Origin of the sequence: Rudaea sp. (assembly GCF_036383415.1) — a bacterium.
Taxonomy (GTDB): Bacteria; Pseudomonadota; Gammaproteobacteria; order Xanthomonadales; family Rhodanobacteraceae; genus Rudaea.
The window spans coordinates 1-23,262 of the sequence record NZ_DASVOK010000356.1 but is presented as its reverse complement, the minus strand read 5'-3'; the positions used below and the strand labels follow the sequence as shown (position 1 = coordinate 23,262).

The 23,262-nt window shown below is 63.7% G+C and carries 21 protein-coding genes and 1 tRNA gene; 19 read left to right on the top strand and 3 right to left on the bottom strand.

Annotated features, from left to right (window positions below):
- Window positions 1-1,289 (bottom strand): tetratricopeptide repeat protein (locus VF497_RS13240; RefSeq protein WP_330889451.1); only part of this gene is annotated, 1,289 nt, incomplete at its 3' end.
- A gap of 139 nt (window positions 1,290-1,428) precedes the next feature.
- The gene (locus tag VF497_RS13235) at window positions 1,429-3,825 is read right to left on the bottom strand and encodes a TonB-dependent receptor (protein ID WP_330889449.1); all 2,397 of its coding nucleotides are present in this window, start codon (window positions 3,823-3,825) and stop codon (window positions 1,429-1,431) included.
- A 227-nt stretch (window positions 3,826-4,052) separates the two neighbouring features.
- Here VF497_RS13235 and VF497_RS13230 point away from each other — a divergent pair, with 227 nt between their 5' ends.
- The 18 genes from VF497_RS13230 to VF497_RS13145 all read left to right on the top strand — a co-directional run bounded on the left by VF497_RS13230 (window position 4,053) and on the right by VF497_RS13145 (window position 19,082).
- The gene (locus VF497_RS13230; protein ID WP_330889447.1) at window positions 4,053-4,379 is read left to right on the top strand and encodes a zinc ribbon domain-containing protein; all 327 of its coding nucleotides are present in this window, start codon (window positions 4,053-4,055) and stop codon (window positions 4,377-4,379) included.
- Window positions 4,380-4,518: 139 nt separating this feature from the next.
- Window positions 4,519-5,076: a DUF3011 domain-containing protein gene (locus VF497_RS13225; protein WP_330889445.1), complete on the top strand. Its 558-nt coding sequence runs from the start codon at window positions 4,519-4,521 to the stop codon at window positions 5,074-5,076.
- A gap of 295 nt (window positions 5,077-5,371) precedes the next feature.
- Window positions 5,372-7,159, top strand: coding sequence for an aspartate--tRNA ligase (gene aspS / locus VF497_RS13220; protein WP_330889443.1), 1,788 nt, complete (start codon window positions 5,372-5,374; stop codon window positions 7,157-7,159).
- A gap of 28 nt (window positions 7,160-7,187) precedes the next feature.
- Window positions 7,188-7,835, top strand: a complete 648-nt coding sequence (locus VF497_RS13215) for an alpha/beta hydrolase (protein WP_330889441.1) — start codon at window positions 7,188-7,190, stop codon at window positions 7,833-7,835.
- A gap of 1 nt (window position 7,836) precedes the next feature.
- A complete protein-coding gene (gene ruvC, locus VF497_RS13210) occupies window positions 7,837-8,412 on the top strand; it encodes a crossover junction endodeoxyribonuclease RuvC (RefSeq protein ID WP_330889439.1) in 576 nt (191 codons plus the stop codon).
- Window positions 8,409-8,999: a Holliday junction branch migration protein RuvA gene (gene ruvA, locus VF497_RS13205; RefSeq protein WP_330889437.1), complete on the top strand. Its 591-nt coding sequence runs from the start codon at window positions 8,409-8,411 to the stop codon at window positions 8,997-8,999. The genes ruvC and ruvA overlap by 4 nt, the downstream gene beginning before the upstream one ends.
- A gap of 31 nt (window positions 9,000-9,030) precedes the next feature.
- The gene (locus VF497_RS13200) at window positions 9,031-10,929 is read left to right on the top strand and encodes a potassium transporter Kup (RefSeq protein ID WP_330889436.1); all 1,899 of its coding nucleotides are present in this window, start codon (window positions 9,031-9,033) and stop codon (window positions 10,927-10,929) included.
- Window positions 10,930-10,972: 43 nt separating this feature from the next.
- A complete protein-coding gene (gene ruvB / locus VF497_RS13195; RefSeq protein ID WP_330889434.1) occupies window positions 10,973-12,028 on the top strand; it encodes a Holliday junction branch migration DNA helicase RuvB in 1,056 nt (351 codons plus the stop codon).
- Window positions 12,025-12,444 (top strand): tol-pal system-associated acyl-CoA thioesterase, encoded by a 420-nt coding sequence (ybgC, locus tag VF497_RS13190; protein WP_330889432.1) that lies wholly within the window; start codon window positions 12,025-12,027, stop codon window positions 12,442-12,444. The genes ruvB and ybgC overlap by 4 nt, the downstream gene beginning before the upstream one ends.
- Window positions 12,445-12,458: 14 nt before the next feature.
- Window positions 12,459-13,151, top strand: coding sequence for a protein TolQ (gene tolQ, locus VF497_RS13185; protein ID WP_330889430.1), 693 nt, complete (start codon window positions 12,459-12,461; stop codon window positions 13,149-13,151).
- Window positions 13,152-13,184: 33 nt separating this feature from the next.
- A complete protein-coding gene (gene tolR, locus VF497_RS13180) occupies window positions 13,185-13,613 on the top strand; it encodes a protein TolR (protein WP_330889428.1) in 429 nt (142 codons plus the stop codon).
- A gap of 74 nt (window positions 13,614-13,687) precedes the next feature.
- Entirely contained in the window at window positions 13,688-14,614 is a 927-nt protein-coding gene (tolA, locus tag VF497_RS13175; protein WP_330889426.1) for a cell envelope integrity protein TolA, read from the top strand.
- Between the two features lie 2 nt (window positions 14,615-14,616).
- Window positions 14,617-15,927, top strand: coding sequence for a Tol-Pal system beta propeller repeat protein TolB (tolB, locus tag VF497_RS13170; RefSeq protein WP_330889424.1), 1,311 nt, complete (start codon window positions 14,617-14,619; stop codon window positions 15,925-15,927).
- A 67-nt stretch (window positions 15,928-15,994) separates the two neighbouring features.
- The gene (pal, locus tag VF497_RS13165; protein ID WP_330889422.1) at window positions 15,995-16,510 is read left to right on the top strand and encodes a peptidoglycan-associated lipoprotein Pal; all 516 of its coding nucleotides are present in this window, start codon (window positions 15,995-15,997) and stop codon (window positions 16,508-16,510) included.
- Window positions 16,511-16,582: 72 nt separating this feature from the next.
- A complete protein-coding gene (ybgF, locus tag VF497_RS13160; RefSeq protein WP_330889420.1) occupies window positions 16,583-17,428 on the top strand; it encodes a tol-pal system protein YbgF in 846 nt (281 codons plus the stop codon).
- Between the two features lie 125 nt (window positions 17,429-17,553).
- Window positions 17,554-18,222 (top strand): 7-carboxy-7-deazaguanine synthase QueE, encoded by a 669-nt coding sequence (queE, locus tag VF497_RS13155; RefSeq protein ID WP_330889418.1) that lies wholly within the window; start codon window positions 17,554-17,556, stop codon window positions 18,220-18,222.
- A 6-nt stretch (window positions 18,223-18,228) separates the two neighbouring features.
- Window positions 18,229-18,906, top strand: coding sequence for a 7-cyano-7-deazaguanine synthase QueC (gene queC / locus VF497_RS13150; protein ID WP_330889416.1), 678 nt, complete (start codon window positions 18,229-18,231; stop codon window positions 18,904-18,906).
- A 100-nt stretch (window positions 18,907-19,006) separates the two neighbouring features.
- Window positions 19,007-19,082 (top strand) — tRNA-Lys (locus VF497_RS13145).
- Window positions 19,083-19,364: 282 nt separating this feature from the next.
- On the opposite strand, the gene VF497_RS13140 is transcribed toward VF497_RS13145, so the two are convergent.
- Entirely contained in the window at window positions 19,365-20,264 is a 900-nt protein-coding gene (locus VF497_RS13140; RefSeq protein ID WP_330889414.1) for an integrase core domain-containing protein, read from the bottom strand.
- Between the two features lie 193 nt (window positions 20,265-20,457).
- Between VF497_RS13140 and VF497_RS13135 the strand changes: the two genes are divergently transcribed.
- Window positions 20,458-23,262, top strand: a 2,805-nt coding sequence (locus tag VF497_RS13135) for an Ig-like domain repeat protein (RefSeq protein WP_330889453.1), incomplete at its 3' end; no start/stop codon positions are given.

Here is a 23,262-nt window from a genome sequence, read left to right as displayed (position 1 = left end):
TCGATGAAGAACGGCCGACCGAGCTTGCGGTGCTTGGCCGAGCGCGCGAGATATTCCTCGCCGAGCGCGCGCAGTTCGGCGGCATCCATGCGCGCGAGCGCATCGTGGTACGCGCCCGCCTCGCGGCTCGCGGAGGCGCGGCGCAGCGCGCGCGTGATCGAGGTGAGTTCGGGCAGCTCCATCGTGCCTTCGACCTGCGAGTGGCTCGACAGGATCTGTTCGATGAGCGTGGATCCCGCGCGAGGTAGGCCGCCGATGAAGATCGGTTCGGGCGACGGCGAGCCTTGCCCGGCACGCTCGGCAAAAAACTCCGGCGTGTACAGCTGCTTCGCGCGCGCGAATCGCGCCGAAGTGTCGTCGGAACGATACGGCGCGAGCTTGAGGCGCAGCGCATTGCCTGCGGCATAGTGCGCGAACGACGTGGCGTAGTCGGCGCGGTCTTCGAGCGCCTTGCCGAGGGCGAAGTCGAGATGCAGACGCTGATCCAAGTCAGCATCGGCGTCGCCGAGCGAGGTATCCGCGAGCGCGGCGCGCATAGCCGCAATTTCGTCATCGCCGAAGCGGAACGTCTTGAGGTTGGCCAGGCTCCAGTAAGCCTCGCCGAAGCCGGGATCGAGCCGGGTGCACTCACGGTAGGCGGCGATCGCGCGCTCGGTGTGGCCTTCGGTTTTCAGTGCATGACCATAGCTGAGCCAGGCATGCACCTGTGCCGGATGCTCGCGCAGCAATTCGGCGTAGATGTCTATCGCGGTGGCGTACTCGCCGATGCGACAGAGCACGGCCGCCTTGAGGTTGCGGTACTGCGGATTGGCGGGATCGTCGCGCAGCAACGCTTCGAGTTCGGCGATCGCCTCGATCGGCCGGTTGGCGCGATGCAGGACAATCGCATGATTGTGTCGCGCCTCGCGGAAGCCCGGCGCGAGTTCGAGGCAGCGCACGAGCAGGTTGTCCGCATCCTCTATGCGGTCGACGCGCACGGCGAGTTCGGCAAGCATGCGGATCGCGACGACGTCGGTCGGCGCCTCGCGCAATTGCGCGCGCAGGCGTGCCTCGGCTTCGGGAATGCGGTTGGCGGCGAGCGCCGCCGCAGCCTGCATCAGCGCCGGGTCGTGGATGCTGTGGCGGACGTGGTTGAGATAGGCGTCAGCCGCCGCGGAGTTGTCACCGGCGGCGAGCAGGCGGTCGCCGAGCGCCCGCCAGACCTGTGGTTGCGTTGGGGTGCGCGCTGCGGCCGCGCGCAACGTGGCGAGGCTCGGGTCGATCGCGCTGTCGGTCCCGCACTCGAGCATGTAAGGTCTCGGCGACGATGAGCCATTGCGCTCCGCTCTCCCCGGAGCGGGGCGGCGAGGTCCGCCGCCCGTGATGTCGATATTGCAACAAGTTTGCAGCGACTGCCAGAGTTCGGCACGCGCTGCGAACCGGTTCGCATTACCAGTGGAACGTCGCCTTGCCGTAGACGTAGGCGCCGTTGAAGCCGGCCGGCGAAGCGCTGCTATACGGAGCTTGGCCGTTGGTCGAGTTCTCGTAGCGCACCTCGTCCGGATAGCTGTTGGTCGCGTTGTCGGCGCCGAGGGTGAAATCGAGGCGTTCGTTCAGGTGGTAAGTCGCCGACACGTCGAGCGTCCACTGCGGTCCGAAATGCTGGTCGATCGCTGGATTGGTCTGCAGCACGCAGAACGAACCGTAGCGCGTCGCCGCCGCATTGAAGGTCCAACTGCTGACGTTGTAGGCACTGGCAAGCGAGAACTTGTCCTTGGGCGCGCCGCAGGTGACGCGGCCCTGCTCGGTGCGGCCGATGCGCAGCAGGTTGAGGCCACCCTGAGTCAGCTGCGGTGGATTCGGCGCGATCGCGAGGATGACGGTCTTGTTGCGGTTGTAGCCGCCGGTAAGAGTCATCTCGCCGGGACCCAGTTCGAAGCGGTAGCTGCCGACCAAGTCGACGCCGCGCGTGCGCGTGTCGATCGCATTGGTGAAATAGCGCCCGCCGGTGACGCCCGGATAGCCGCGCCCCGCAAGGAAGTTGGTCACCGCCGCGCCGATCAGGTTTTCCGACAGGATGATGCGATCGGTGACCTTGATCTGGTACGCGTCGAGCGTCAGCGAGAGGCCGTCGAGCGGTTGCGCGACGAAGCCGAGGCTGTAGTTGATCGACTTCTCCGGCTTGAGCGGCTCGGCGCCGAGTGCGATCGCGACCGGATTGGTCACCGCGAACGTACGTACGTCGAACGGGATGCCGCCGATGAAGTTGGTCGCTGTCGACTGGAAGAACTGCTGCGCGAGCGATGGTGCGCGGAAGCCGCTCGACGCCGTCGCGCGCAGGGCGAACGTGTCGGTGAACGCGTAGCGGCCCGAGAGCTTGCCCGAGGTCGTGCTGCCGAAGTCGCTGTAATGCTCGTAGCGCACGGCGGCGCCGTAGGAGAGCTGGTCGCTGAAGCTGCCTTCGGCGTCGGCGTAGACCGAGTAGCTGTCGCGGTCGTAGTGGCCGGCGTCGGTCGGCTTGAAGCCGGAAAACACCTGCGCGCCGGGCGGCTGGCCGGCGAGCGGGCCGGCGATGTAGGAATTCGGCTCGCCCGGACTCTGGTTGAACTTGTCGCTGCGGTATTCGGTGCCGAAAGCGAGCGTGACCGGGCTGTGCCAGCCGAAGTCGAAGTCGCGGCTGACGTCGGCGTTGAACACGTTCTGCGTCGTCTCGAGCGCACCGGCGTAGAAGTCGTGCTGCGAACTCGGGCCGATGCTGCGGTTGAGGCTGTGCAGCACGTCGAACGACAAGTGATTGGTGCCATAGTCGTAGGACAGGTCCCAGTTCCAGCCGTTTTCGGTGCGTCCCTTGAGGCCGGCGACGAGCGAGCGGTCCTTGGAATAGTTGTCGATCTGCGGCAGGAAGCCGTTCGGATAGACCTCGGGGATGTTGCGGCTGTTCTTCGCCGTGCGATAGAAGCCGTTGGACAGCGCGTCCCGGTTGCTGGCCATGCCGAACGAGTAAAACTCGATGCCGTCGGTGATCTTGTAGTTGCCGTTGTACGAGATCGCCTCCTGATCGATCTTCGGATCGCCGAGTCGGTTGACCACCTGTCCCGGCATCGCGTCGGCGGCAAAGGTCGGCTGCCCCGGTCCGGTGATGTACGGCCGCGCACGGTTGGTCTGGTCCTGCGACAGTGCCTGTGCGGCGAGATGAATCGAGCCGCGTTCGCCGAGGGCGAAGCCCATGTCGCCGAGCAACTGGCCCTGGAAGCCATCGCCCGCGCTGTACTGGCCGACCTGGCCCGCGAAGCTGCCGTGCTTGTTGCCGCTCTTGAGCACGATGTTGATCACACCGGCGATCGCGTCGGAACCGTATTGCGCGGCAGCGCCGTCGCGCAGCACTTCCACACGCTCGACGGCGGCGATCGGAATCGCGTTGATGTCGACCGGTTCCGAGCCGCGGCCCTGGCTGCCGTTCAAGTTGATCAGCGCGCCGACATGGCGGCGCTTGCCGTTGACCAGCACGAGCACTTGGTCGGGCGCCATGCCGCGCAGCTGCGCCGGGCGCACCGCGTCGGTACCGTCGGTGATCGCCGGGCGCGGGAAGTTCAACGACGGCACCGCGCGTGACAGCGCGGTCGCAAGCTCGGTCGTACCGGTGGATTGCAGCGCTTCGGGCGTGATGATGTCGATCGCGGAGAGCGATTCGGCCACGGTGCGGTCCTGCACCTTGGTTCCCGTGACGATGACGGCTTCCATCGCCTGGGTCTTCTTCTCGCCTTCCGGCGCCTGCTGGGCGATGGCGCTGGTAGCGATACCACTCAGGAACAGGGCACAAGCGGCATGGAGCGGGCTTCTTTTCACGGTGCAGTCCTCGCTGGGGAAGAGTTAACCGATGTAACTATTTGTTACAATTAAGTAAAAGGTAGCGGTGGTGGCGCGGACTGTCAAATGACTTCCGTCAATGCGGTACCGATCGACGGAGCTAGGCTTGATAATGCCCACCTTTGCCCCGACCCACCGCGACTGCTTCGCGAGACGTTTCGTCGTCGCGGGCGCTCCAAACGTGACGATCCACCAGCGGAAACCCGATGCCCATCTACGAATTCGAATGCGCCGCCTGCGGCAACCGTTTCGACCGCCTGCAGAAACTCAGCGACGCCGATCCGACCGTGTGTCCGAACTGCGGGGCCGAGCGCGTCTCGCGCCGCCTCACTGCGCCGGCTTTCCGCTTGAGCGGCAGCGGCTGGTACGAAACCGACTTCAAGAAAGACGGCGACAAGAAGCGCAATCTCGCCGGCAAGGACGAGGCGCCGAAAACCGCCGCGGAGCCGGCGGCCAAGCCCGATGCGGCGAAACCCGCCGCGCCTCCCCCAGCTGCGAAATCGCCGGCACCGAAGGGCGATTCAGCGGCATAGCCCGGCCGCGTGATGAATGTGCGCTGATCGTTCGCCGACCGCGGATTAAACGACGTTTGCGGCGAGGCATTGCGCATATTGCCGGCCGAGTCGCATGGGGTACACTCGCCCTCACTCAACAAGAGGAAGGGAGAGCGTCATGTTGATCCGAATTTTCGCTGCAATTCTCGTCGTCGCGGCCGGTTTGCTGCCGACCGCCTCGCTGCATGCGCAGTATTACCAGGACGATCGCGGTTACGGCCCAGGTCCGGGCGAAGCCGTCGACTGCAAGAGCAGCGGCTACAACTACCAGCGTTGCCCGGTGCCGTGGCGCGACGCGCGCATCGTGCGCCAGCTTTCCGATACGCAATGCCGGCGCGGACAGAACTGGGGCTTCGACCGCCGCGGTTTCATCTGGGTCGATCGCGGCTGCCAGGCACGTTTCGTCGATGTCTCCGGTGGCGGTTATCCGGGTCAGGGACCAGGTCCGTGGCAGCCCGGCCCGGATTGGAACCAGCGCTTTTCGGTCCGTTGCGAGAGCAACGACGGGAGAAACAATTTCTGCCAGGTCGATGTCGGTGGACGCGGTCGCGTGTACTTGGAGCGCCAGGAATCCAGCACGCCGTGCCGGGAAGGTCAGAACTGGGGTTGGAACCGCGGTGGCGTGTGGGTCGCGCAGGGCTGTCGCGGCGTGTTCACGGTCGATCGGCGCTGGTAATCCGAGCCTTAGACGGCGTTGACCCGGAGGCGGTCGTACCGGGCCGCTTGATGCAAACAGGACACCCGCTGCGGCGGGTGTTCTTGTTTGCGCGACCGGCATCGTTTGCAGTGCAGCAAAAACCCGCTTAGGATGCCCGCCCTGCGGGTTTGATCACGTTGCCGACCCGCCGTCCCCGCGCAAGCGGGGATCCATCTTGATTCTTGTATCGCAAGTAGTGGATTCCGGCTCGCGCCGGAACGGCGAGCAGCGCAAACCGCCTCTATGGAAACGTGGGTGGAGAACAGTTTTGGGCATGCGTACGCACTACTGCGGTCTCGTCGACGAGACCCTTGTCGGTTCCGAGGTCACGCTTTGCGGCTGGGCGGACACGCGCCGCGATCACGGCGGAGTGATCTTCATCGATCTGCGCGATCACGAAGGCGTCGTCCAGGTCGTCATCGAACCGGAGAATGCGAATGCCTTCGGCGTGGCTGAATATGTGCGTTATGAATTCTGTCTGCGCATCACCGGCACAGTGCGTGCGCGCCCGGCCGCGCAGATCAACGATCGTCTGCGCACCGGCAAGATCGAAGTCGTCGCCGACAAGGTCGAAGTACTCAACGCCGCCGCACCGCTGCCGTTCATGCTCGACGACGCGCCCGGCGAGGACGCGCGCCTGCGCTACCGCTATCTCGATATCCGCCGCCCGGACATGCAGCGCAAGCTGCGCATGCGCACGAAATTGGTTTCCGCGCTGAGGCACTACCTTGATGCGCGCGGATTCCAGGACATCGAAACACCGATCCTGACCAAGGCCACGCCCGAAGGCGCACGCGACTACCTCGTGCCTTCGCGCGTGCATCCGACCGAATTCTTCGCCCTGCCGCAGTCGCCACAGCTGTTCAAGCAGCTGCTGATGATGGCCGGCATGGACCGCTACTACCAGATCGCGCGCTGCTTCCGCGACGAGGATCTGCGCGCCGACCGCCAGCCCGAATTCACCCAGCTCGACATGGAGTTCGCCTTCGTCGAAGAGCGCGACGTGCAGGATACGGTCGAGGCGATGATCCGCGAGGTGTTCAAGGAAGTCGTCGGCGTGGAACTGGCGAATCCGTTCCCGCGCATGACCTATGCCGAAGCGATGCGCCTGTACGGTTCGGACAAGCCCGATCTGCGCATCGCGCTGCAGCTCGTCGACATCGCCGAGCAGGTCAGGCACGTGGACTTCAAGGTGTTCTCCGGGCCGGCGAATGACGCCGGCGGCCGCGTCGTCGCGCTGCGCCTGCCGAACGGCGCGACGCAGCCGCGCAAGTACCTCGACGACCTCGGCCAGTACGTCACGCGCTACGGTGCGAAGGGCTTGGCCTGGATCCGCGTTGACGACATCGCCAAGGGCCGCGACGGCCTGACTTCGCCAATCACGAAGTTCCTCGATGACAAGGCGCTCGACGGTGTTTTCAAAGCCGTTGGTGCGCACAGTGGTGATGTAAAGACGGGCGACGTGATCTTCTTTGGCGCCGGTCCGTACAAGACAGTCAGCGACTACATGGGCGCGCTGCGCCTCAAGGTCGGCAGGGACAATGGCCTCGTCGACAACGCGTGGAAACCGCTCTGGGTCACCGATTTCCCGATGTTCGAATACGACGCCGAAGCCAAGCGCTACGTCGCCCTGCATCATCCGTTCACCGCGCCGAACATCGACGATGTCGCCGATCTCAAGGCCAACGCGGCGACGGCGCTGTCGCGCGGCTACGACATGGTGCTCAACGGCAACGAGATCGGCGGCGGCTCGATCCGCATCCATCGCCCGGAGATGCAGTCGACCGTGTTCGAGCTGCTCGGCATCGGCACCGAAGAAGCGGAGGCAAAGTTCGGCTTCCTGCTTGAAGCACTCAAGTACGGCGCACCGCCGCATGGCGGCATCGCCTTCGGCATCGACCGCATCGCCGCGCTGATGGCCGGCACCGAGTCGATCCGCGACGTGATCGCGTTCCCGAAGACCGCGAGCGCGCAGGACCTGCTCACCGGCGCGCCGTCGAACGTCGCCGAGGCGCAGTTGCAGGAACTGCACGTGCGCACGGTCAAGCCGGTAAAGGCCTGAACACACGCAGCGACGGGGCAGGGGCCGCATGGACGAACACGTCATCCTCGTGCACGGACTGTGGATGCGCGCCTTCACTCTGGCGGCGCTGCATCGCCGGCTCGAACGCGAAGGCTACAAAGTACACTTTTTCGACTACGCGAGCGTGCTCAGCGAACACAACGCGAGCATCGACAAGCTGGTCGAGCTCGTGCGCTCGATCGAAGCGACCGATGATCCGCCGGCCAGGATCCATTTCGTCTGCCACAGCCTCGGCGGCTTGATGGCACTGCGCGCGCTGCGCAAGCTGCCCGATCTCGCCCCGGGCTGTGTGGTCTGTATCGGCTCGCCGCTGCGCGGCAGCGCGATCGCGCGCAGCGTGGCGCAGTTGCCGGGCGGCTCGTTCTTCATCGGCAAGAACCTCAGCGTGCTGCTCGAAGGTTTCGAGCGCTGGAACGGCAAGCGCCCGGTCGGCGCGATTGCCGGACGCCTGCCGTTCGGTCTCGGCCTCGTCTTCGGCGCGCTGCCGATGCCGCACGACGGCACGGTCAGCGTCGAGGAAACGCAATTGCCCGGCCTGACCGATCATGTCGTCGTGCCGGCCACGCATACCGGTCTATTGTTCTCCGACGAGGCGGCGGCGCAAACTGTCGCGTTTTTGCGCAACAAACGCTTTCATCACGTCGCGGCAGCGTAAAATGGCGGCCATGAGCGCGGGCTCGACAATTCGCATCCTCGGCATCGACCCCGGCTCGCAGCGCACCGGCGTGGGCATCGTCGACATCGATGCGGCCGGGTGCACGACGCACGTGTTCCACGCCGCGGTGAACCTGCTGGCCAACGACGACTTCCCGCTGCGCCTCAAGCAGATCTTCGAGGAGCTGCGCGACATCGTGCTCGCGCACCGCCCGCACGAAGTCGCGATCGAGCGCGTGTTCATGGCACGCAATCCCGACTCGGCGCTCAAGCTCGGTCAGGCGCGCGGCGCGGCGATCTGCGCCGTCGTCGCGCACGGTCTGCCCGTCGCCGAATACTCGGCCAAGGAAATCAAGCAGTCGGTCGTCGGCGGCGGCGGCGCGGAGAAACGCCAGGTGCAGCACATGGTCAGCATGCTCTTGAACATAGAGCGCAAGCTGCAGGCCGACGCTGCCGATGCGCTCGCGGTCGCGCTCACGCATGCGCATGCGCGCGCGAGTGCGCAGCGCCTGCGCGTGAGTACCGCCCTTGCAACGCGCACGCGCGGCACCACATCGTCCTGGAGAAGTTTTCGATGATCGGTCGCCTGCGCGGAATCCTCGCCTCGAAGCAGCCGCCGTGGTTGGTGATCGATGTCGGCGGCGTCGGCTACGAAGTCGAGGCGCCGATGTCCACTGTGTTCGATCTGCCCGAGACCGGGCGCGAGGTCGCACTGTTCGTCCATTACGCGGCGAAGGAAGACACGGTGTCGCTGTACGGTTTCCTGCGCGAGGCCGAGCGCGTGCTGTTCCGCACGATCCAGAAAGTGTCGGGCATCGGCGCGAAGACCGCGCTCGCGGTGTTGTCGGGCGTGTCCACAGACGAATTCGCGCGTCTCGTGCAATCGGGCGATGTGCAATCTCTGACGCGCATCCCGGGCATTGGCAAGAAGACCGCTGAGCGCATCATCGTCGAGCTGCGCGATCGCGTCGACGGCATGGCGCTGGCATTGCCGACCGGTTCCGGCGCAGTTGTACCGAAGGACCCGCAGGCCGAGGCCGCAAGCGCGCTGCAGCAGCTCGGCTACAAGCCGGCCGAGGCCACGCGTCTGGTCAAGGAAACCTTCGCCAGCGGCGATGATGCCGAAGCGATCATCCGCAAGGCGCTCAAGGCGGCGCTGCGCTGAAGGCGCACCGGCTTCGTTCGAGAGGATTGGCATGCAACCCAACGCACAAACGCTCACCGGTTCCGCGCGCAGCAAGGCGCTCGCCGCGCTCGCGCTCGGCGCGCTCGGTGTCGTCTACGGCGACATCGGTACCTCGCCGCTGTACGCAGTGCAGGTCACCTTCGGCGAACAGGGCATACCGGTCAGCGTCGAGAACGTGCTCGGCGTACTCTCGCTGATCTTTTGGTCGTTGGTCCTCGTCGTCTCGCTCAAGTACGTCGTCTTTATCATGCGCGCAGACAACAAGGGCGAGGGCGGCATCATGGCGCTGATGGCGCTGGCTCAGCGCGGTGCGCGCGACAACGTGCGCCTGCGCCGTGTCATCGTCGTGCTCGGTCTGTTCGGCGCCTCGCTGTTCTACGGCGACGGCGTGATCACGCCGGCGGTGTCGATCCTGTCGGCGGTCGAGGGCGTCAAGGTTGCCGCGCCCGCGCTCGACCGCTTCATCGTGCCGATCACGCTGGTCATCGTCATCGGCCTGTTCGCGGTGCAGAAGCGCGGCACCGCGACCATGGGCGCGATGTTCGGGCCGATCATGATGCTCTGGTTCGCCACGCTCGCCGCGCTCGGCGTGTACCAGATCCTGCAGCAGCCGCAGGTGCTGTATGCGCTCAACCCCTGGCACGCGGTCGTGTTTTTCCACGACAACGGCGCGCACGCCTTCCTCGCCCTCGGCGGCGTCGTGCTCTGCCTGACCGGCGCCGAAGCGCTGTACGCTGACATGGGCCATTTCAGCAAGCAGCCGATCCGCATCGCCTGGTTCGGCTACGTTTCGCCGGCGCTCGTGCTCAACTACTTTGGGCAGGGTGCCTTGCTGATGCACAGGCCGGATGCAGTGTCGAATCCGTTCTACTTGATGGCGCCCGAATCGCTGCTGTATCCCATGATCGCGCTGGCGACCGTCGCCACGATCATCGCGTCCCAGGCCGTGATCACCGGCGCGTTCTCGATGACGCGCGAGGCGATCCAGCTCGGCTTCGCCCCGCGCATGGCGATCAAGCACACCTCGAAGGAGACACAGGGGCAAATCTTCCTGCCCTGGGTCAACGGCACCCTCATGCTGCTGATCATCGGCGCGGTGATCGGGTTTCGCTCGTCGGAGAATCTGGCCGCCGCCTACGGCATCGCCGTCACCGGCACGATGGCGATCACGACCTGCCTCGCCTTGGTCGTTGCCCGGCGCCTGTGGGGATGGAACCGCGCCCTTGTCGTCCTCGCCGGCGTGATTTTCCTCATCATCGACATCGCTTTTTTCAGCGCCAACGCGATCAAGATCGAGCACGGCGGCTGGTTCCCGCTCGTGCTAGGCCTGTGCTCGTTCCTGATCATGAGCACCTGGCGCAAGGGTCGCGAGCTGGTCCTGCGCGAGTTGCGCCAAGGGGGCATCGCGCTCGAACCGTTCATCGAGAGCGTCGTCGCGCATCCACCGCTGCGCGTGCCCGGCACGGCCGTGTTCCTCACCGCGAACGTCAACTCCGTGCCGAACGCGATGCTGCACAACCTCAAGCACAACAAGGTTCTGCATGAGCGCAACATCCTGATGACTGTGGAGACGCTCGACACGCCCGTGGCCGAATACGGCGAGCGCACCGAGATCACCGCGCTCGGCAACGAGTTCTACCGCGTCGTGTTGCGCTACGGATTCTCCGAGGATCCCGATATCCCGGGGTCGATGCAGAACTGCGAAGCCAAGGGCCTCGGCTTCGACATGATGGACACGACCTTCTTCCTCAGTCGCGAGAACGTGGTTGCCTCCGCCGGCGCGCGCGGCATGCCGGTGTGGCGCGACAAGCTGTTCGCCTTCCTCACGCGCAACGCGAGTCCGGCAACGGCGTTCTTCCGCATCCCTGGCAATCGCATGATCGAGCTGGGCACGCAGGTGGAAATTTGAGCGCGGTACACTGGCGCGCAAGCGTTCCTGCCATAATTGCGGCATGAACGATTCCCGCCTGATTTCCTCGTCGTCCACGCGCGAGGACGAGCTGCTCGAAGCGTCGATCCGCCCGCAGAAACTGTCCGAATACCTCGGCCAGCAGGCGGTGCGCGAGCAGCTCGGCATCTACATCGAGGCGGCGAAGCGGCGTGGCGAGGCACTCGACCATGTGCTGATCTTCGGCCCGCCCGGTCTCGGCAAGACCACGCTCTCGCACGTGATCGCGAATGAACTCGGCGTCAACCTGCGCTCGACCTCGGGCCCGGTGATCGAACGCGCCGGCGATCTCGCCGCGTTGCTGACCAACCTGCAGCCGCGCGACGTGCTGTTCGTCGACGAGATCCATCGCCTTTCTCCGGTCGTGGAGGAAATCCTCTACCCGGCGATGGAGGACAACCAGATCGACATCATGATCGGCGAAGGCCCGGCCGCGCGCTCGATCAAGCTCGATCTGCCGCCGTTCACGCTGATCGGCGCGACCACGCGCGCGGGCATGCTGACCAATCCGCTGCGCGACCGCTTCGGCATCGTGCAGCGGCTCGAGTTCTACACGCCGGACGAACTCGCCGCGATCGTGCGCCGCTCGGCGAAGATTCTCGGCATCGCCTGCGCCGATGATGGTGCGGCGGAAATCGCCAGCCGTTCGCGCGGCACGCCGCGCATCGCCAACCGCCTGCTGCGCCGCGTGCGCGATTTCGCCGAGGTGAAGGCGGGTGGACACATCACGCGCGAGGTCGCGATCGCGGCGATGGAGATGCTCAAGGTCGACGGCGCCGGCTTCGATGCGCTCGACCGGCGCCTGCTCGGCACGATCATCGATCATTTCGACGGTGGCCCGGTCGGCGTCGAATCGCTGGCCGCGGCGCTGAGCGAAGAACGCGGCACGATCGAGGACGTGCTCGAACCGTTCCTGATCCAGCAGGGTTATCTCATGCGCACCGCGCGCGGGCGCATGGTCACGCGCAAGGCGTATCTGCATCTGGGCCTGAAGGCGCCGAAGCGTTTGCCGCGGCCCGAAGATCTGTTCGACGGCAGCGAGGCCGAATCCGGCGAATGAACAGCGACGCAGCGACGGCGGCGCCGGTCTTTTCCTGGCCAGTGCGCATCTACTGGGAAGACACCGACGCCGGCGGCGTCGTCTACTACGCCAATTACCTGCGCTTCCTCGAACGCGCACGCACGGAGTGGCTGCGCAGCCTTGGCATCGACCAGTCGCAGGTGCGCGACGTGCACGGCGTGGTCTTCGTCGTGCGCGAGGTGGCGATCGAATACAGCGCGCCGGCAAAGCTCGACGACGAGCTGGAATCGCGCATCGATGCGGTCGAGCGCCGTTCAGCTTCGATGACTTTTGCGCAACGTATACTTCGGCGCAGTGACGGCGCCGTGCTCGTGACGGCGCGGGTGCGTGTAGCCTGCGTCGCCGCCGACGGTTTCAAGCCGCAGCGCATCCCCGAATCCCTGTTTTCCCGATAACGAAAAATATCGACATGCCTGCCGCCCCCAGTGGTCTGAACATCATCGACCTCGTGCTCAACGCGAGCATCTTCGTCAAGCTCGTGATGCTGTTGCTCCTGATCTTTTCCTTCATGTCCTGGGTGATCATCTTCCGCAAGCGCGCGATGCTCAACCGGACAATGTCGGGCGCCGACGATTTCGAGGAGCGCTTCTGGTCGGGCGCCGACCTCGCCGGCCTGTTCCGCGAAGTCACCTCGAACGGCGCGACGACCGGTATCGAGAGCATCTTCGAAGCGGGCTTCCGCGAATTCGCGCGCCTGCGCCAGCGCGGCCGCCTCGACGCGCGCACGATCCTCGAAGGTGCGCAGCGCGGCATGCGCGTGGCCGAGTCGCGCGAGCTCGATCGCCTCGAACAGAACGTCGAATTCCTTGCCAACGTCGGTTCGATCAGTCCCTATGTCGGCCTGCTCGGCACGGTCGCCGGCATCATGGTCGCCTTCGTCGGCCTGGCCAACATGAAGGACGCGACGATCGCCACGGTCGCGCCCGGCATCGCCGAGGCGCTGATCGCGACCGCGATGGGCCTGATCGCGGCGATTCCGGCCGTGTGGGCCTACAACCGCTTCCAGACCAAGATCGAACGCCTGTCGACGCGCTTCGACACCTTCGTCGAGGAGTTCTCCTCGATCCTGCAGCGTCAGGTCCACGCCGACGACGGCGCCTGACCCCGCGCCGCAGCGAATCCCGTTCAAGCCATCATGCGCACGCGCAAGAAACGCAAGCTCAAAGCCGAGATCAACGTCGTTCCCTACATCGACGTGATGCTCGTGCTGCTGATCATCTTCATGGTGACGGCGCCGCTGCTCAACCTCGGTGTCGACATCAAGCTGCCGCAGTCGACCGCAAAGGCCGTGCAGGTCGAGAAGGAACCGATCCTGATCGGCGTCGACAAGGACGGCAAGTTCTATCTCACCATCGGATCCGGCCAGCGCGAAATTCTCGAACCTGATGCGCTCGTGAAGAAAGTTGCCGCGTTCGTGCGCAACGATCCGCAGGTACCGGTCCTGCTCGGCGCGGACGAGCGCGCGATGTACGGCAAGGTCTATCAGATACTTCCCGGCCTGCAGGAAAACGGCGTGCAGAAATTGTCGCTGCTGTCGGCACCGCCGTCGGATTCGCGCAAGTGAAACGAGCTGCGCATGGGTGGATGGTAGCGTCAGGGCGGTGGGTTCGATAGCACAAAACGATCACGACTCAGGGCATGGAAACTTCCAGCGACAAGGCGCGCGCTTACCTGTATGCACTGCTCGTGCATCTGATGGTATTCGCGCTGCTGTTCGTCGGCCTGTTCTGGGCGACGCCGCAGGCGATGCCGCTGCTGCAGGGGCCGGTAATCGAGGCCACGATCGTCGGCAAGCCCGGCGCGCCGAAGCCGACCCCACCGAGCAAGACGCCGCCCGCGCCACCGAAGGAAGAAGCCGCGCCGCCGCCCGCGCCGAAGCCCGCGCCGCCACCTCCGCCGCAGCCGGAAAAGACACCGCCGCCGACCGTGCAGAAGAACGACAACCGCGATCAGGAAAGGATCGCAGAAATGGCGATGCAGAAGGCCGAGCAGGCGAAGAGGGCTGAAGAGGAAAAGGTCAAACAGAAACAGATCGAGCTGCAGCAGGAAAAGGAGCGCAAGGAAGCCGAAGCGAAGCAGAAGCAGGAAGAAATCCAGAAGAAACTCGAGGAAATTCGCAAGGAGCGCGCCGCGAACGACAAGAAGCTCAAGCTTGCGAAAGAAAATTTAAAGCAGCTGGATGACTTGCAGAAACAGCAGTCCGCGCCCAAGCCCGTGAAAGCCCCGGCCGCCGATGTGCCCGAGGCCGCCGAGGCGCGCACGGGCATGAACGGCAACGATTCGAGCCTGCTCGCCGAATACAGTTCAGCAATCGTCAAGGTCGTGACTGATAATTGGAATCGCCCAGATACGACACCGAGCGGGGTGCGTTGCACGATCACGATCACGCAGATTCCCGGCGGTGCCGTGATCGATGCGACGATCGGCTCGCCATGCAATGCCGACATGATTACGCAGAATTCGATCAAGCAGGCCGTAACGAAGGCGCAGCCGTTGCCGTACAAGGGCTACGAAAGCGTCTTCCAGCGCAAAATCACCTTCATCTTCAAGTACGACGGAACCTGACCATGCACACGCGATTTCTCACCCGGCTAGCCGCCCTCGCATTGGCGATCTGCGTGGCGCCGTTGTTCGCGCAAAGCCTGACGCTCGAAATCCCCAACGGCAACGCTTCGGCAATCCCGGTTGCGGTCGTGCCGTTCGCCACCCAAACCGGCGCACCGGGAGACACGAGCGTCTCCGACATCGTCGGCAACGATCTCAACCGCTGCGGGCAGTTCCGGGCTTTGCCAAAGGCCGACATTGTTGAATCTCCCTCTCGCGGCAGCGAGATCAAATTCCCGACCTGGCGCCTGCTCAAGCAGGATTACATCCTCGTCGGTCGCGTCGTCGATCAGGGTGCGGGCGAGGTCAAGGTCGAGTTCGAGCTGTACACGGTCGGCGACCAGAAAAATCTCCTCAGCTCGGCGATCCCCGGCCAGCGCAGCGACATTCGCGGCATCGCCCATCGCGTCGCCGACGCGGTCTACGAGAAGATCACAGGTGTGCGCGGCGCGTTCGACACGCGCATCGCCTATGTCACCGCCAAGGGCATCGGCAACAATGCATCGTATGCGCTGATGGTCGCCGACTCGGACGGCTATGGCCCGCAACAAGTTGTGACCTCGCGCCAGCCGCTGCTGTCGCCGGCGTGGTCGCCGGACGGACGCAAGCTCGCCTACGAATCCTTCGAGCGCGGCTCCTCGGCGATCTACATCCAGGACATAGGCACCGGCGCGCGCGAAGTCGTCTCCGCGCGCAAGGGCATCAACGGCGCGCCGGCGTTCTCGCCTGACGGCTCGCGTCTTGCGCTGAGCCTGTCGAACGGCGTCAACCCGGACATCTATGTGATGGATCTCGGCAGCCGCGCGCTGACCCAGATCACGCGCAACTACGCGATCGACACCGAGCCGGTGTGGGCGCCGGACGGCGCGACGATCTATTTCACCTCCGATCGCGGCGGCAAGCCGCAGATCTATCAGGTCGCGGCCGGTGGCGGCGGCGAGTCGCGCGTGACCTTCGCCGGCGACCAGAATGCGAAGGCCACGGTGAGCTGGGATGGCAAGAAAATCGCCATGTCGCAGGGCAATAAAAACATGTATCATATCGCTGTTTTGGATCGCGCTTCGGGCAGCAATACGCCCATTTCGACGGGGAATTTCGACGAATCGCCGAGTTTCGCGCCGAACGCGAGCATGCTTCTGTACGCCGCGACCGAGGGACCGCGCGACGTGCTCTACGCTGTGTCGGCGGACGGTCGCGTTCGCCAACGGCTGGTTCTGGCCGACGGGGATGTACGCACGCCGGCGTGGGGACCTTACCGTCAGCGTGGACAATAAAAAACCCTCGACCCGGACGTTGAGATACCGAACTACTCCCTAAAAGCCAACCACTGAGGCAATGACAATGAAAAACCTGCGCGTTCTCCTGACCACCGTTGCTGCGACTGCCGCACTGTCGGCCTGCGCCGGCAAAACCAAGCCGACCCCGCCGCCGCCGCCGGTCGACAACGGCGCCGTCACCACGGCCCCGGCCCGCTCTGGCCCGTACAGCGGTCCGGAAGCCCTCGACAAGGATTCCTGCCTGCGCCAGCGCGTGATCTACTTCGATCTGGACAAGACCGAGATCCACTCGGAGTTCCAGGCGCAGATCGCCTGCCACGCCGCCTACCTGCGCCAGTTCCCGGGCGCGAAGGTGACGCTGGAAGGCAATGCCGACGAGCGCGGTACGCGTGACTACAACCAGGGCCTCGGCGAGCGCCGTGGCAATGCCGTGTCGAGCGCGGTTGCCGCCGCCGGCGCGTCGACCAGCCAGCTCAACGTCGTCAGCTACGGCGAAGAGAAGCCGGTCTGCCGCGAGCACAACGAAGGTTGCTGGCAGAAGAACCGCCGCGTCGAGATCGTCTACACCTCGAAGCAGTAATCGCGGAACCAGTCTCAAGGCGCGCAGGTCGAAGCACCAGCGCGCCTTTTTCTTTTTTGATCGGACGAAACCATGTCCAACATGTCGACCCGTTTCCTTTGTGCGACCGTGCTTGCAGCCGTCGCGGCATTTGCCGCTCCCGCGCATGCCCAGCGTGAAAGCCTCGCCGAGCGCGTTGCCCGGCTCGAGCAGCAGCAAAGCGGCGGCCAAGGCAGCGTCGAACTGGTCAACCAGATCAATGCGCTGCAGTCGCAGGTACAGCAACTGCAAGGCCAGAACGAAGAACTCAAGCATCAGCTCGAGCAGCTCAAGCAGCAGGTCCGCGACCAGGCCATCGATGCCGATTCGCGCCTGAGCAAGCTCGAAGGCAAGCCGCCCGGCACCGCGCCGTCGGCCACGAACAACGCCGCATCGAACAACGGACAGATGCAGGACATCGCGCTCGGCGGCGGTGCCGCCGCAGCTGCGTCGAACAACACTGCGCCGCCGCCTGCGGCCGCGCAGCAGGCGCCCGCCGCGCCGGCCAATCCGGCCGACGAGAAGGCCGCCTACGACCAGGCCTTCGCCGCGCTCAAGGATGGCCGCTACGCCGAATCGGCGAAGATGTTCCAGGGCTTCCTCGCCCAGTATCCGAACGGCGACCTCGCTCCGAATGCCTACTACTGGCTCGGCGAGTCGTATTACGTCACCCAGAACTATCCGATCTCGCTCGACGCGTTCAACAAACTGCTCGCGCAATATCCGAACAGCCAGAAGGCTTCCGCCGCGCTGCTCAAGGTCGGCTATTGCCAGTACGAATTGAAGCAGTGGGACCAGGCCGAGACCACGCTCAACCAGGTCGTTGCGAAGTATCCCGGTACGCAGGAAGCGAACCTTGCCCAGGGGCGCCTGCGCGCGCTCAAGATGGAACGGCGCTGATTTTTTCCGCTCGTCATCCCGGCGCAGGCCGGAATCCAGTGTCTTGTCTTTTTGGTTTGATTCAAAACGAAGGCGCTGGATTCCGGCTTTCGCCGGAATGACGGCTGGTTGGTCTACTCTCGATCATGTCGTCTGAAACTTCCAGCGCGAGCGCCGAGCGCCTGCGCATCACCGAAATCTTCCACTCGCTGCAAGGCGAGGCGCGCGCAGTCGGCTGGCCGACGGTGTTCGTGCGCCTGACCGGTTGCCCGCTGCGTTGCGTCTGGTGCGACACCGAGTATTCGTTCCACGGCGGCGAATGGCGCGAAATAAGCGACATTGTGGAAGAAGTGAAAAAGTATAAAACGCGGCACGTCTGCGTCACCGGCGGCGAGCCGCTTGCACAGAAGCGCTGCACCGATCTATTGCGCCGCCTCTGCGACGAAGGCTTCGAGGTGTCGCTGGAAACCTCGGGCGCGCTCGACGTTTCCCAGGTCGATGCGCGCGTCAGCCGCGTCGTCGACGTCAAGGCGCCGGGTTCGGGCGAATCCGCGCGCAACCTGTGGAGCAATCTCGATGTGCTCGGTGCGCACGATCAGATCAAGTTCGTGCTCGCCGATCGCGCCGATTACGATTGGGCGCTGAACGTACTCGACCAGCGCGATCTGACCGCACGCTGCGAAGTGCTGTTCTCGCCCGTGGCCGGCAAGCTCGCGCCGCGCGACCTCGCCGACTGGATCATCGCCGACGGTCGCCAGGTGCGCATGCAGGTGCAATTGCACAAGCTGCTTTGGGGCAACACTCCGGGAAAATAACGCGCAATGTCCGATCAACGACAACCTAGGGCCGTCGTCCTCGTTTCCGGCGGCATGGATTCCGCCGTCACGCTCGCGATCGCGCGCGCGCAGGGCTACGACTGTTACGCGCTCAGCGTCGAGTATGGCCAGCGCCACGCGTCTGAGCTCGCCGCCGCGCAGCGCGTCGCCGCGCGCTACGCGATCGCGCACAAGACCGTGCACGTCGACCTGCGCAGCATCGGCGGCTCGGCGCTGACCGACGATATCGCCGTGCCCGAGCAGGGTGGCGACGGCATCCCGGTCACCTACGTGCCTGCGCGCAACACGATCATGCTGTCGATCGCACTCGGCTGGGCCGAGGTGCTCGGCGCGCAGGACATCTTCTGCGGTGTCAACGCGGTCGACTACTCCGGTTATCCCGATTGCCGGCCCGAGTTCATCGACGCATTTGAGTGCCTCGCCAATCTCGCGACCAAGGCCGGCGTCGAAGGCGCGAAGCTGAGCGTGCAAGCGCCGCTGATCCGGCTGTCGAAGGCCGACATCGTGCGCAGAGGGCTCGAGCTCGGCGTCGATTTCGCCACGACGGTGTCGTGCTACCAGGCCGATGCCGCCGGCCGCGCCTGCGGCCACTGCGACGCCTGCCGTCTGCGCGCACTCGGTTTCGCCGACGCGGGCGTGGCCGACCCGACGCGCTACGTCTGAATCGTTCACGACGCGCCGTGTGGTTGTCCTTGATGATTTCGCACGCGGCCACTAAACTGCGCGACCCGCATTCGTGTGACGGCCTCGTCAATCGAGCCATGGGCCGTTAGCTCAGTTGGTAGAGCAGCGGACTTTTAATCCGTTGGTCGCTGGTTCGAATCCAGCACGGCCCACCATACCGACGCACGTGCGGAGCATTTAGCTGCTTCAAAGCCAGAAAAGCCCGCCGTGTCGCGGTGTCCCGTCCGCGCTCTGTCCGCAGCATGGCTCGGTAAGAAATCGCTCCATTTTGCGATTTTTCGCCCTCACATCCACGACGATTCCGTCCTAGAACGGAATCCATCGCCCCGCTGATGGGTTTTCTTGCCGAGTTTCATTCCCGTTCCATGACATAGAAGCGCGTGTGTGCGGACGGTGTTCCGTCTCGGCGTGTTGTCGAGGTGAAGTGGGCATACCCGTCATGGGGGCCGGAAATACCACCCCGTCAATCGTTTGTCCCACACCTCGAACCAGACCGGCACCCCGTAAGTCTTGCGTTGACCTGACCACGCTTCTGCTGGAGTACGTCCGTTCAGATGCTGATGAGGTCGCACGTGGTTGTACCAGAGCCGAAACGCCAACAGTTTGGATGCGAGATCTTCACTGCCGGTCACGGCGATGAAGTCGAGGTGCCGTTTGAGCGTGCCGAACAACCGTTCAATACGACCATTCATCCAAGGGCAGTGAAGCGCAATGTGCTGCAACCGTATTCCCAATGACAGCGTGGCGCCGCGCACGACCAGAGAAGAGAAGCAAGCTTCGTTATCGACTCGTATCGTTCGAGGCAATCCATATTTTCTGAAGGCAATGATGAGTTCACGCAGGATCGTCAGGCTGCGTTTGTCCGCGATTTCGCGCAGAACCAAAGCGGCACGAGTACCGTGATCGAGCAGACCGAGAATCAGCCTCTGTTGTCCACTCAGATCGGCTTTGCCGGTGAGATCCAACGCCCAAATGCGATTGCGAGGTTGCGGGCGGGGAATACGATGCTTGAGTGAGCGTCGCAGCCGCAGAATTTCGGCACGGCGTTGACACAGCATGGTTGCGACAAATGTTTTTCCAACCGTCTCGCGTCGGTCGATGGCGAAGCGTCGGTTGAAGACTTCAGCGAGGACGCGGCAACTCAACCCCGGCGACCATGCGGCGAGGCGAATGATTTCGCGCCGGACCCATTCGGGCTTTCTTGCGTTGCGGATGCAGTTAACGCGCGTGGTCGCAATGGGTCGCCGCTTCCAAAAGGACGAAGTGCGTCGTCGACGAAGAGCGAGGAGAAACGCAAACAGTGACGCAGTCACAATCAGGGCAATGGAGTACAGCATTCTTCCTCGATCGAAATCAGAGGGATCTGCGAATTTTCATCCGACCGGACATGAGCAACGCGGCACGTTATCCTTTCATGATCTCGCGTGCTGGACGGTCCAGGTTCGCGTAAAATGCGCGATCCGACTTCAGTAGTCTGTGATTCCGCTGAAGTTTGTGCGTCCAAGAGTCGGAGATGCGGGCAAGACCATCATGCGATCAACGCAGCCATTGACATTGCGGATGCCGCACAAGCGTATAGCGGCTCTGATACTTGCCGTACTGGGTTTGCACGGCCCGAACGCCGAAGCTTCGTTGGCGAACATGAGTGGTGCGATCCAACTGTCGCTTGCTTATGACCATAGCTGTGTCTTGCTAAGTAACCACGATGTTCAGTGCTGGGGCAGTGTCAACGCAAACACCTACCTAAGTTCCGTAACAGTAAGCGCGCTACACGACGCAGAGATGATAGCGACGGGGCAAGGTTTTACCTGCGCACTCATCAACGGTGGGTACGTGAAATGCTTCGGCACGAACGCCTTGGGGCAACTAGGAAATGGCGCTTCTGACGATTCGGCCTTACCGGTGGATGTGACTGGGATCGCTACTGCAACCTCCATCATCGCCAACGGAACGCATGCCTGCGCGCTGCTCAGTGATCAGACAGCGAAATGCTGGGGCGACAATTCGCAGGGGCAGCTCGGTCACGGATCGACAACCTATAGCGCCACGCCTGTCGCTGTCGACGGCTTGACCAGTGCCGTGGCGATGGCCGCAACGCTCTATCAGACATGCGCAGTCCTAAGTAGTGGCAGCGTGAGCTGCTGGGGAACAAATTACTCAAGTGCAAACCTACCGCCACACCTCGTTGATGGCATTACAACCGCAGTGTCCATCACAGCCGCTAGTGATGAAATGTGTGTCGTACTCGCAGATCGAACCGCACGCTGCTGGGGGGAGGACAACTACGGACAGCTGGGCGACGGTGTCAGAAGTAATGGTAGTGCGACGCCGGTAGTGGTGGCGGGCGTGTCCAATATCACGTCCATTGCGCCTGGCGGCGAACAAACCTGCGCTTTGGTGGACGGCGGCTCTGTCTACTGCTGGGGATTCAACGGTCTGGGTCAACTTGGAGATGGAACAACCAACGATTCATTGACGCCCACGACGGTTCAAGGCCTTTCCGGCGTCATCTCCATTGCGGCAACGGAGTACCTCAGTTGCGCGTTGCTCCAGGGTGGCGCGGTGAAATGCTGGGGGAGCAATACAAGGGGTCAGCTGGGGATTGGGGAAGACCCCAGTGTGGGGCTTCCTGCCCCTGTGCCCCAAATCGAAGCGAGCGCGATTGCGGCAGGCGGAGCTCATACATGCGCATTGATTTCTGGCGGGAAAGTGATGTGCTGGGGAGGGAACTACTCCGGCGCGCTCGGCGACGGAACGTATACCAACCGACCAAATCCAGTCGCCGTGGTTGGCTTGTCGAATGCAACGGCGATCTCGTCAGGCAAGGCGCAATCCGCAGACCACACCTGCGCGCTTCTGATCAACGGTGACGTGGACTGCTGGGGATTTAACGGAGATGGTGAACTCGGTAATGGCTTGAGCACAAATAGCTTTCTGCCCACCCGGGTGTCGAATGTGCAGGGCGCTGTGGCGATATCCGCCGGCGGAGCGGGGTACGGCGCCGAGACATGTGCGCTGCTGGGCAGCGGGACCGCGCAGTGCTGGGGCGCAAACTACTACGGTCAGTTGGGCAACGGCGGCACCACAACGAACCTTGCACCTACGGCGGTGAAGGGTCTCAATGACGTAGCCGCCGTCTCGGCCGGTGGTGCCCACGCTTGCGCGCTTTTGAATGATAGTACCGTCGACTGTTGGGGCTTCAACCTTTATGGGCAAACGGGCAGCCCGCCGAGCGATTTTCCTCGGAACCATCAGACGTTGTTTCCCACGAACGTTAGCGGGCTGAGCGGCGTTACTTCGATCGTAGCTGGCGGCGCCCACTCCTGTGCCGTGCTCGCGGACCAATCGGTTAAGTGTTGGGGATTGAACCATCAAGGGCAACTCGGTAGGACCGGACCCTTCGACAGTTATCAGCCGCTAACCGTGCCTGACCTGACAGGCGTTGTCGCGATCGCGAGTGCTGGACTCGAATACGATGACTTCACGTGCGCGTTGCTGTCGGGGGGGACGGTGCGTTGCTGGGGAGGGAATGGATACGGGCAACTGGGGGACGGCACGCTGAATAACAGCGCTTTCCCGGTGGATGTGCTTGATGTCAATCACGCATCCGCAATCTCTGTTGGCGAGCATCACGCCTGCGCCCTCCTGCAGAGTGGGCAGATATTGTGCTGGGGTGGCAATGAGACTTCACAATTGGGGCGTTCGACACCGAGTTTTTCTGCTACGCCGATCAATGTGCGGACATCGGGGCGGTCGACGGAGCCGGCCATCGCCACGGTGGTCAGTAGCCCGAATCCGAGTACCGTAGGCGGGCTCGTTACCGTTACTGCGACGATTGCCGGCAAGTCACCGAGTGGCACGGTGACTTTCAAAGATGGTGATGTGGTGATTTGTGCAGATGTGGCAATGAGCGACGGCAGTGCGGCATGCTCCACTTCGGCTCTGACCGTCGGACTGCACGCAATTACTGCGACCTATGGCGGCGATGCAAACAATGCGGCGGTCACTTCGGCTGTCCTCACCCACCTTGTTTATGCGAGCTTCGTTGCCCTGCAACCGAGCCGTCTGCTCGATACGCGCGCAGGCTTCAGCACGACAGACGGTCAGTTTGCCGGTATCGGCGCAGCGACCGAGGGTGGTGTCGTCGATCTGACCGTGGCCGGACGCGGGGGCGTGCCAAACACGGGTGCGGTTGCGGTGGTGCTGAACGTGACGGTGACCAATCCGACCGCATTGGGATATATCACCGCGTGGCCATCCGGTACGACGCAACCCAACGTGTCCAACCTCAACTTCACTCCCGGTAAGACGATCGCGAACCTCGTAGTCGCCAAA

Coding starts and splice junctions, on each gene's coding strand:
- VF497_RS13230 (WP_330889447.1), top strand. CDS start 4,053: ATGCCCATCTACGAATTCGAATGCGCCGCCTGCGGCAACCGTTTCGAC.
- VF497_RS13225 (WP_330889445.1), top strand. CDS start 4,519: ATGTTGATCCGAATTTTCGCTGCAATTCTCGTCGTCGCGGCCGGTTTG.
- aspS (WP_330889443.1), top strand. CDS start 5,372: ATGCGTACGCACTACTGCGGTCTCGTCGACGAGACCCTTGTCGGTTCC.
- VF497_RS13215 (WP_330889441.1), top strand. CDS start 7,188: ATGGACGAACACGTCATCCTCGTGCACGGACTGTGGATGCGCGCCTTC.
- ruvC (WP_330889439.1), top strand. CDS start 7,837: ATGGCGGCCATGAGCGCGGGCTCGACAATTCGCATCCTCGGCATCGAC.
- ruvA (WP_330889437.1), top strand. CDS start 8,409: ATGATCGGTCGCCTGCGCGGAATCCTCGCCTCGAAGCAGCCGCCGTGG.
- VF497_RS13200 (WP_330889436.1), top strand. CDS start 9,031: ATGCAACCCAACGCACAAACGCTCACCGGTTCCGCGCGCAGCAAGGCG.
- ruvB (WP_330889434.1), top strand. CDS start 10,973: ATGAACGATTCCCGCCTGATTTCCTCGTCGTCCACGCGCGAGGACGAG.
- ybgC (WP_330889432.1), top strand. CDS start 12,025: ATGAACAGCGACGCAGCGACGGCGGCGCCGGTCTTTTCCTGGCCAGTG.
- tolQ (WP_330889430.1), top strand. CDS start 12,459: ATGCCTGCCGCCCCCAGTGGTCTGAACATCATCGACCTCGTGCTCAAC.
- tolR (WP_330889428.1), top strand. CDS start 13,185: ATGCGCACGCGCAAGAAACGCAAGCTCAAAGCCGAGATCAACGTCGTT.
- tolA (WP_330889426.1), top strand. CDS start 13,688: ATGGAAACTTCCAGCGACAAGGCGCGCGCTTACCTGTATGCACTGCTC.
- tolB (WP_330889424.1), top strand. CDS start 14,617: ATGCACACGCGATTTCTCACCCGGCTAGCCGCCCTCGCATTGGCGATC.
- pal (WP_330889422.1), top strand. CDS start 15,995: ATGAAAAACCTGCGCGTTCTCCTGACCACCGTTGCTGCGACTGCCGCA.
- ybgF (WP_330889420.1), top strand. CDS start 16,583: ATGTCCAACATGTCGACCCGTTTCCTTTGTGCGACCGTGCTTGCAGCC.
- queE (WP_330889418.1), top strand. CDS start 17,554: ATGTCGTCTGAAACTTCCAGCGCGAGCGCCGAGCGCCTGCGCATCACC.
- queC (WP_330889416.1), top strand. CDS start 18,229: ATGTCCGATCAACGACAACCTAGGGCCGTCGTCCTCGTTTCCGGCGGC.
- VF497_RS13140 (WP_330889414.1), bottom strand. CDS start 20,264: ATGCTGTACTCCATTGCCCTGATTGTGACTGCGTCACTGTTTGCGTTT.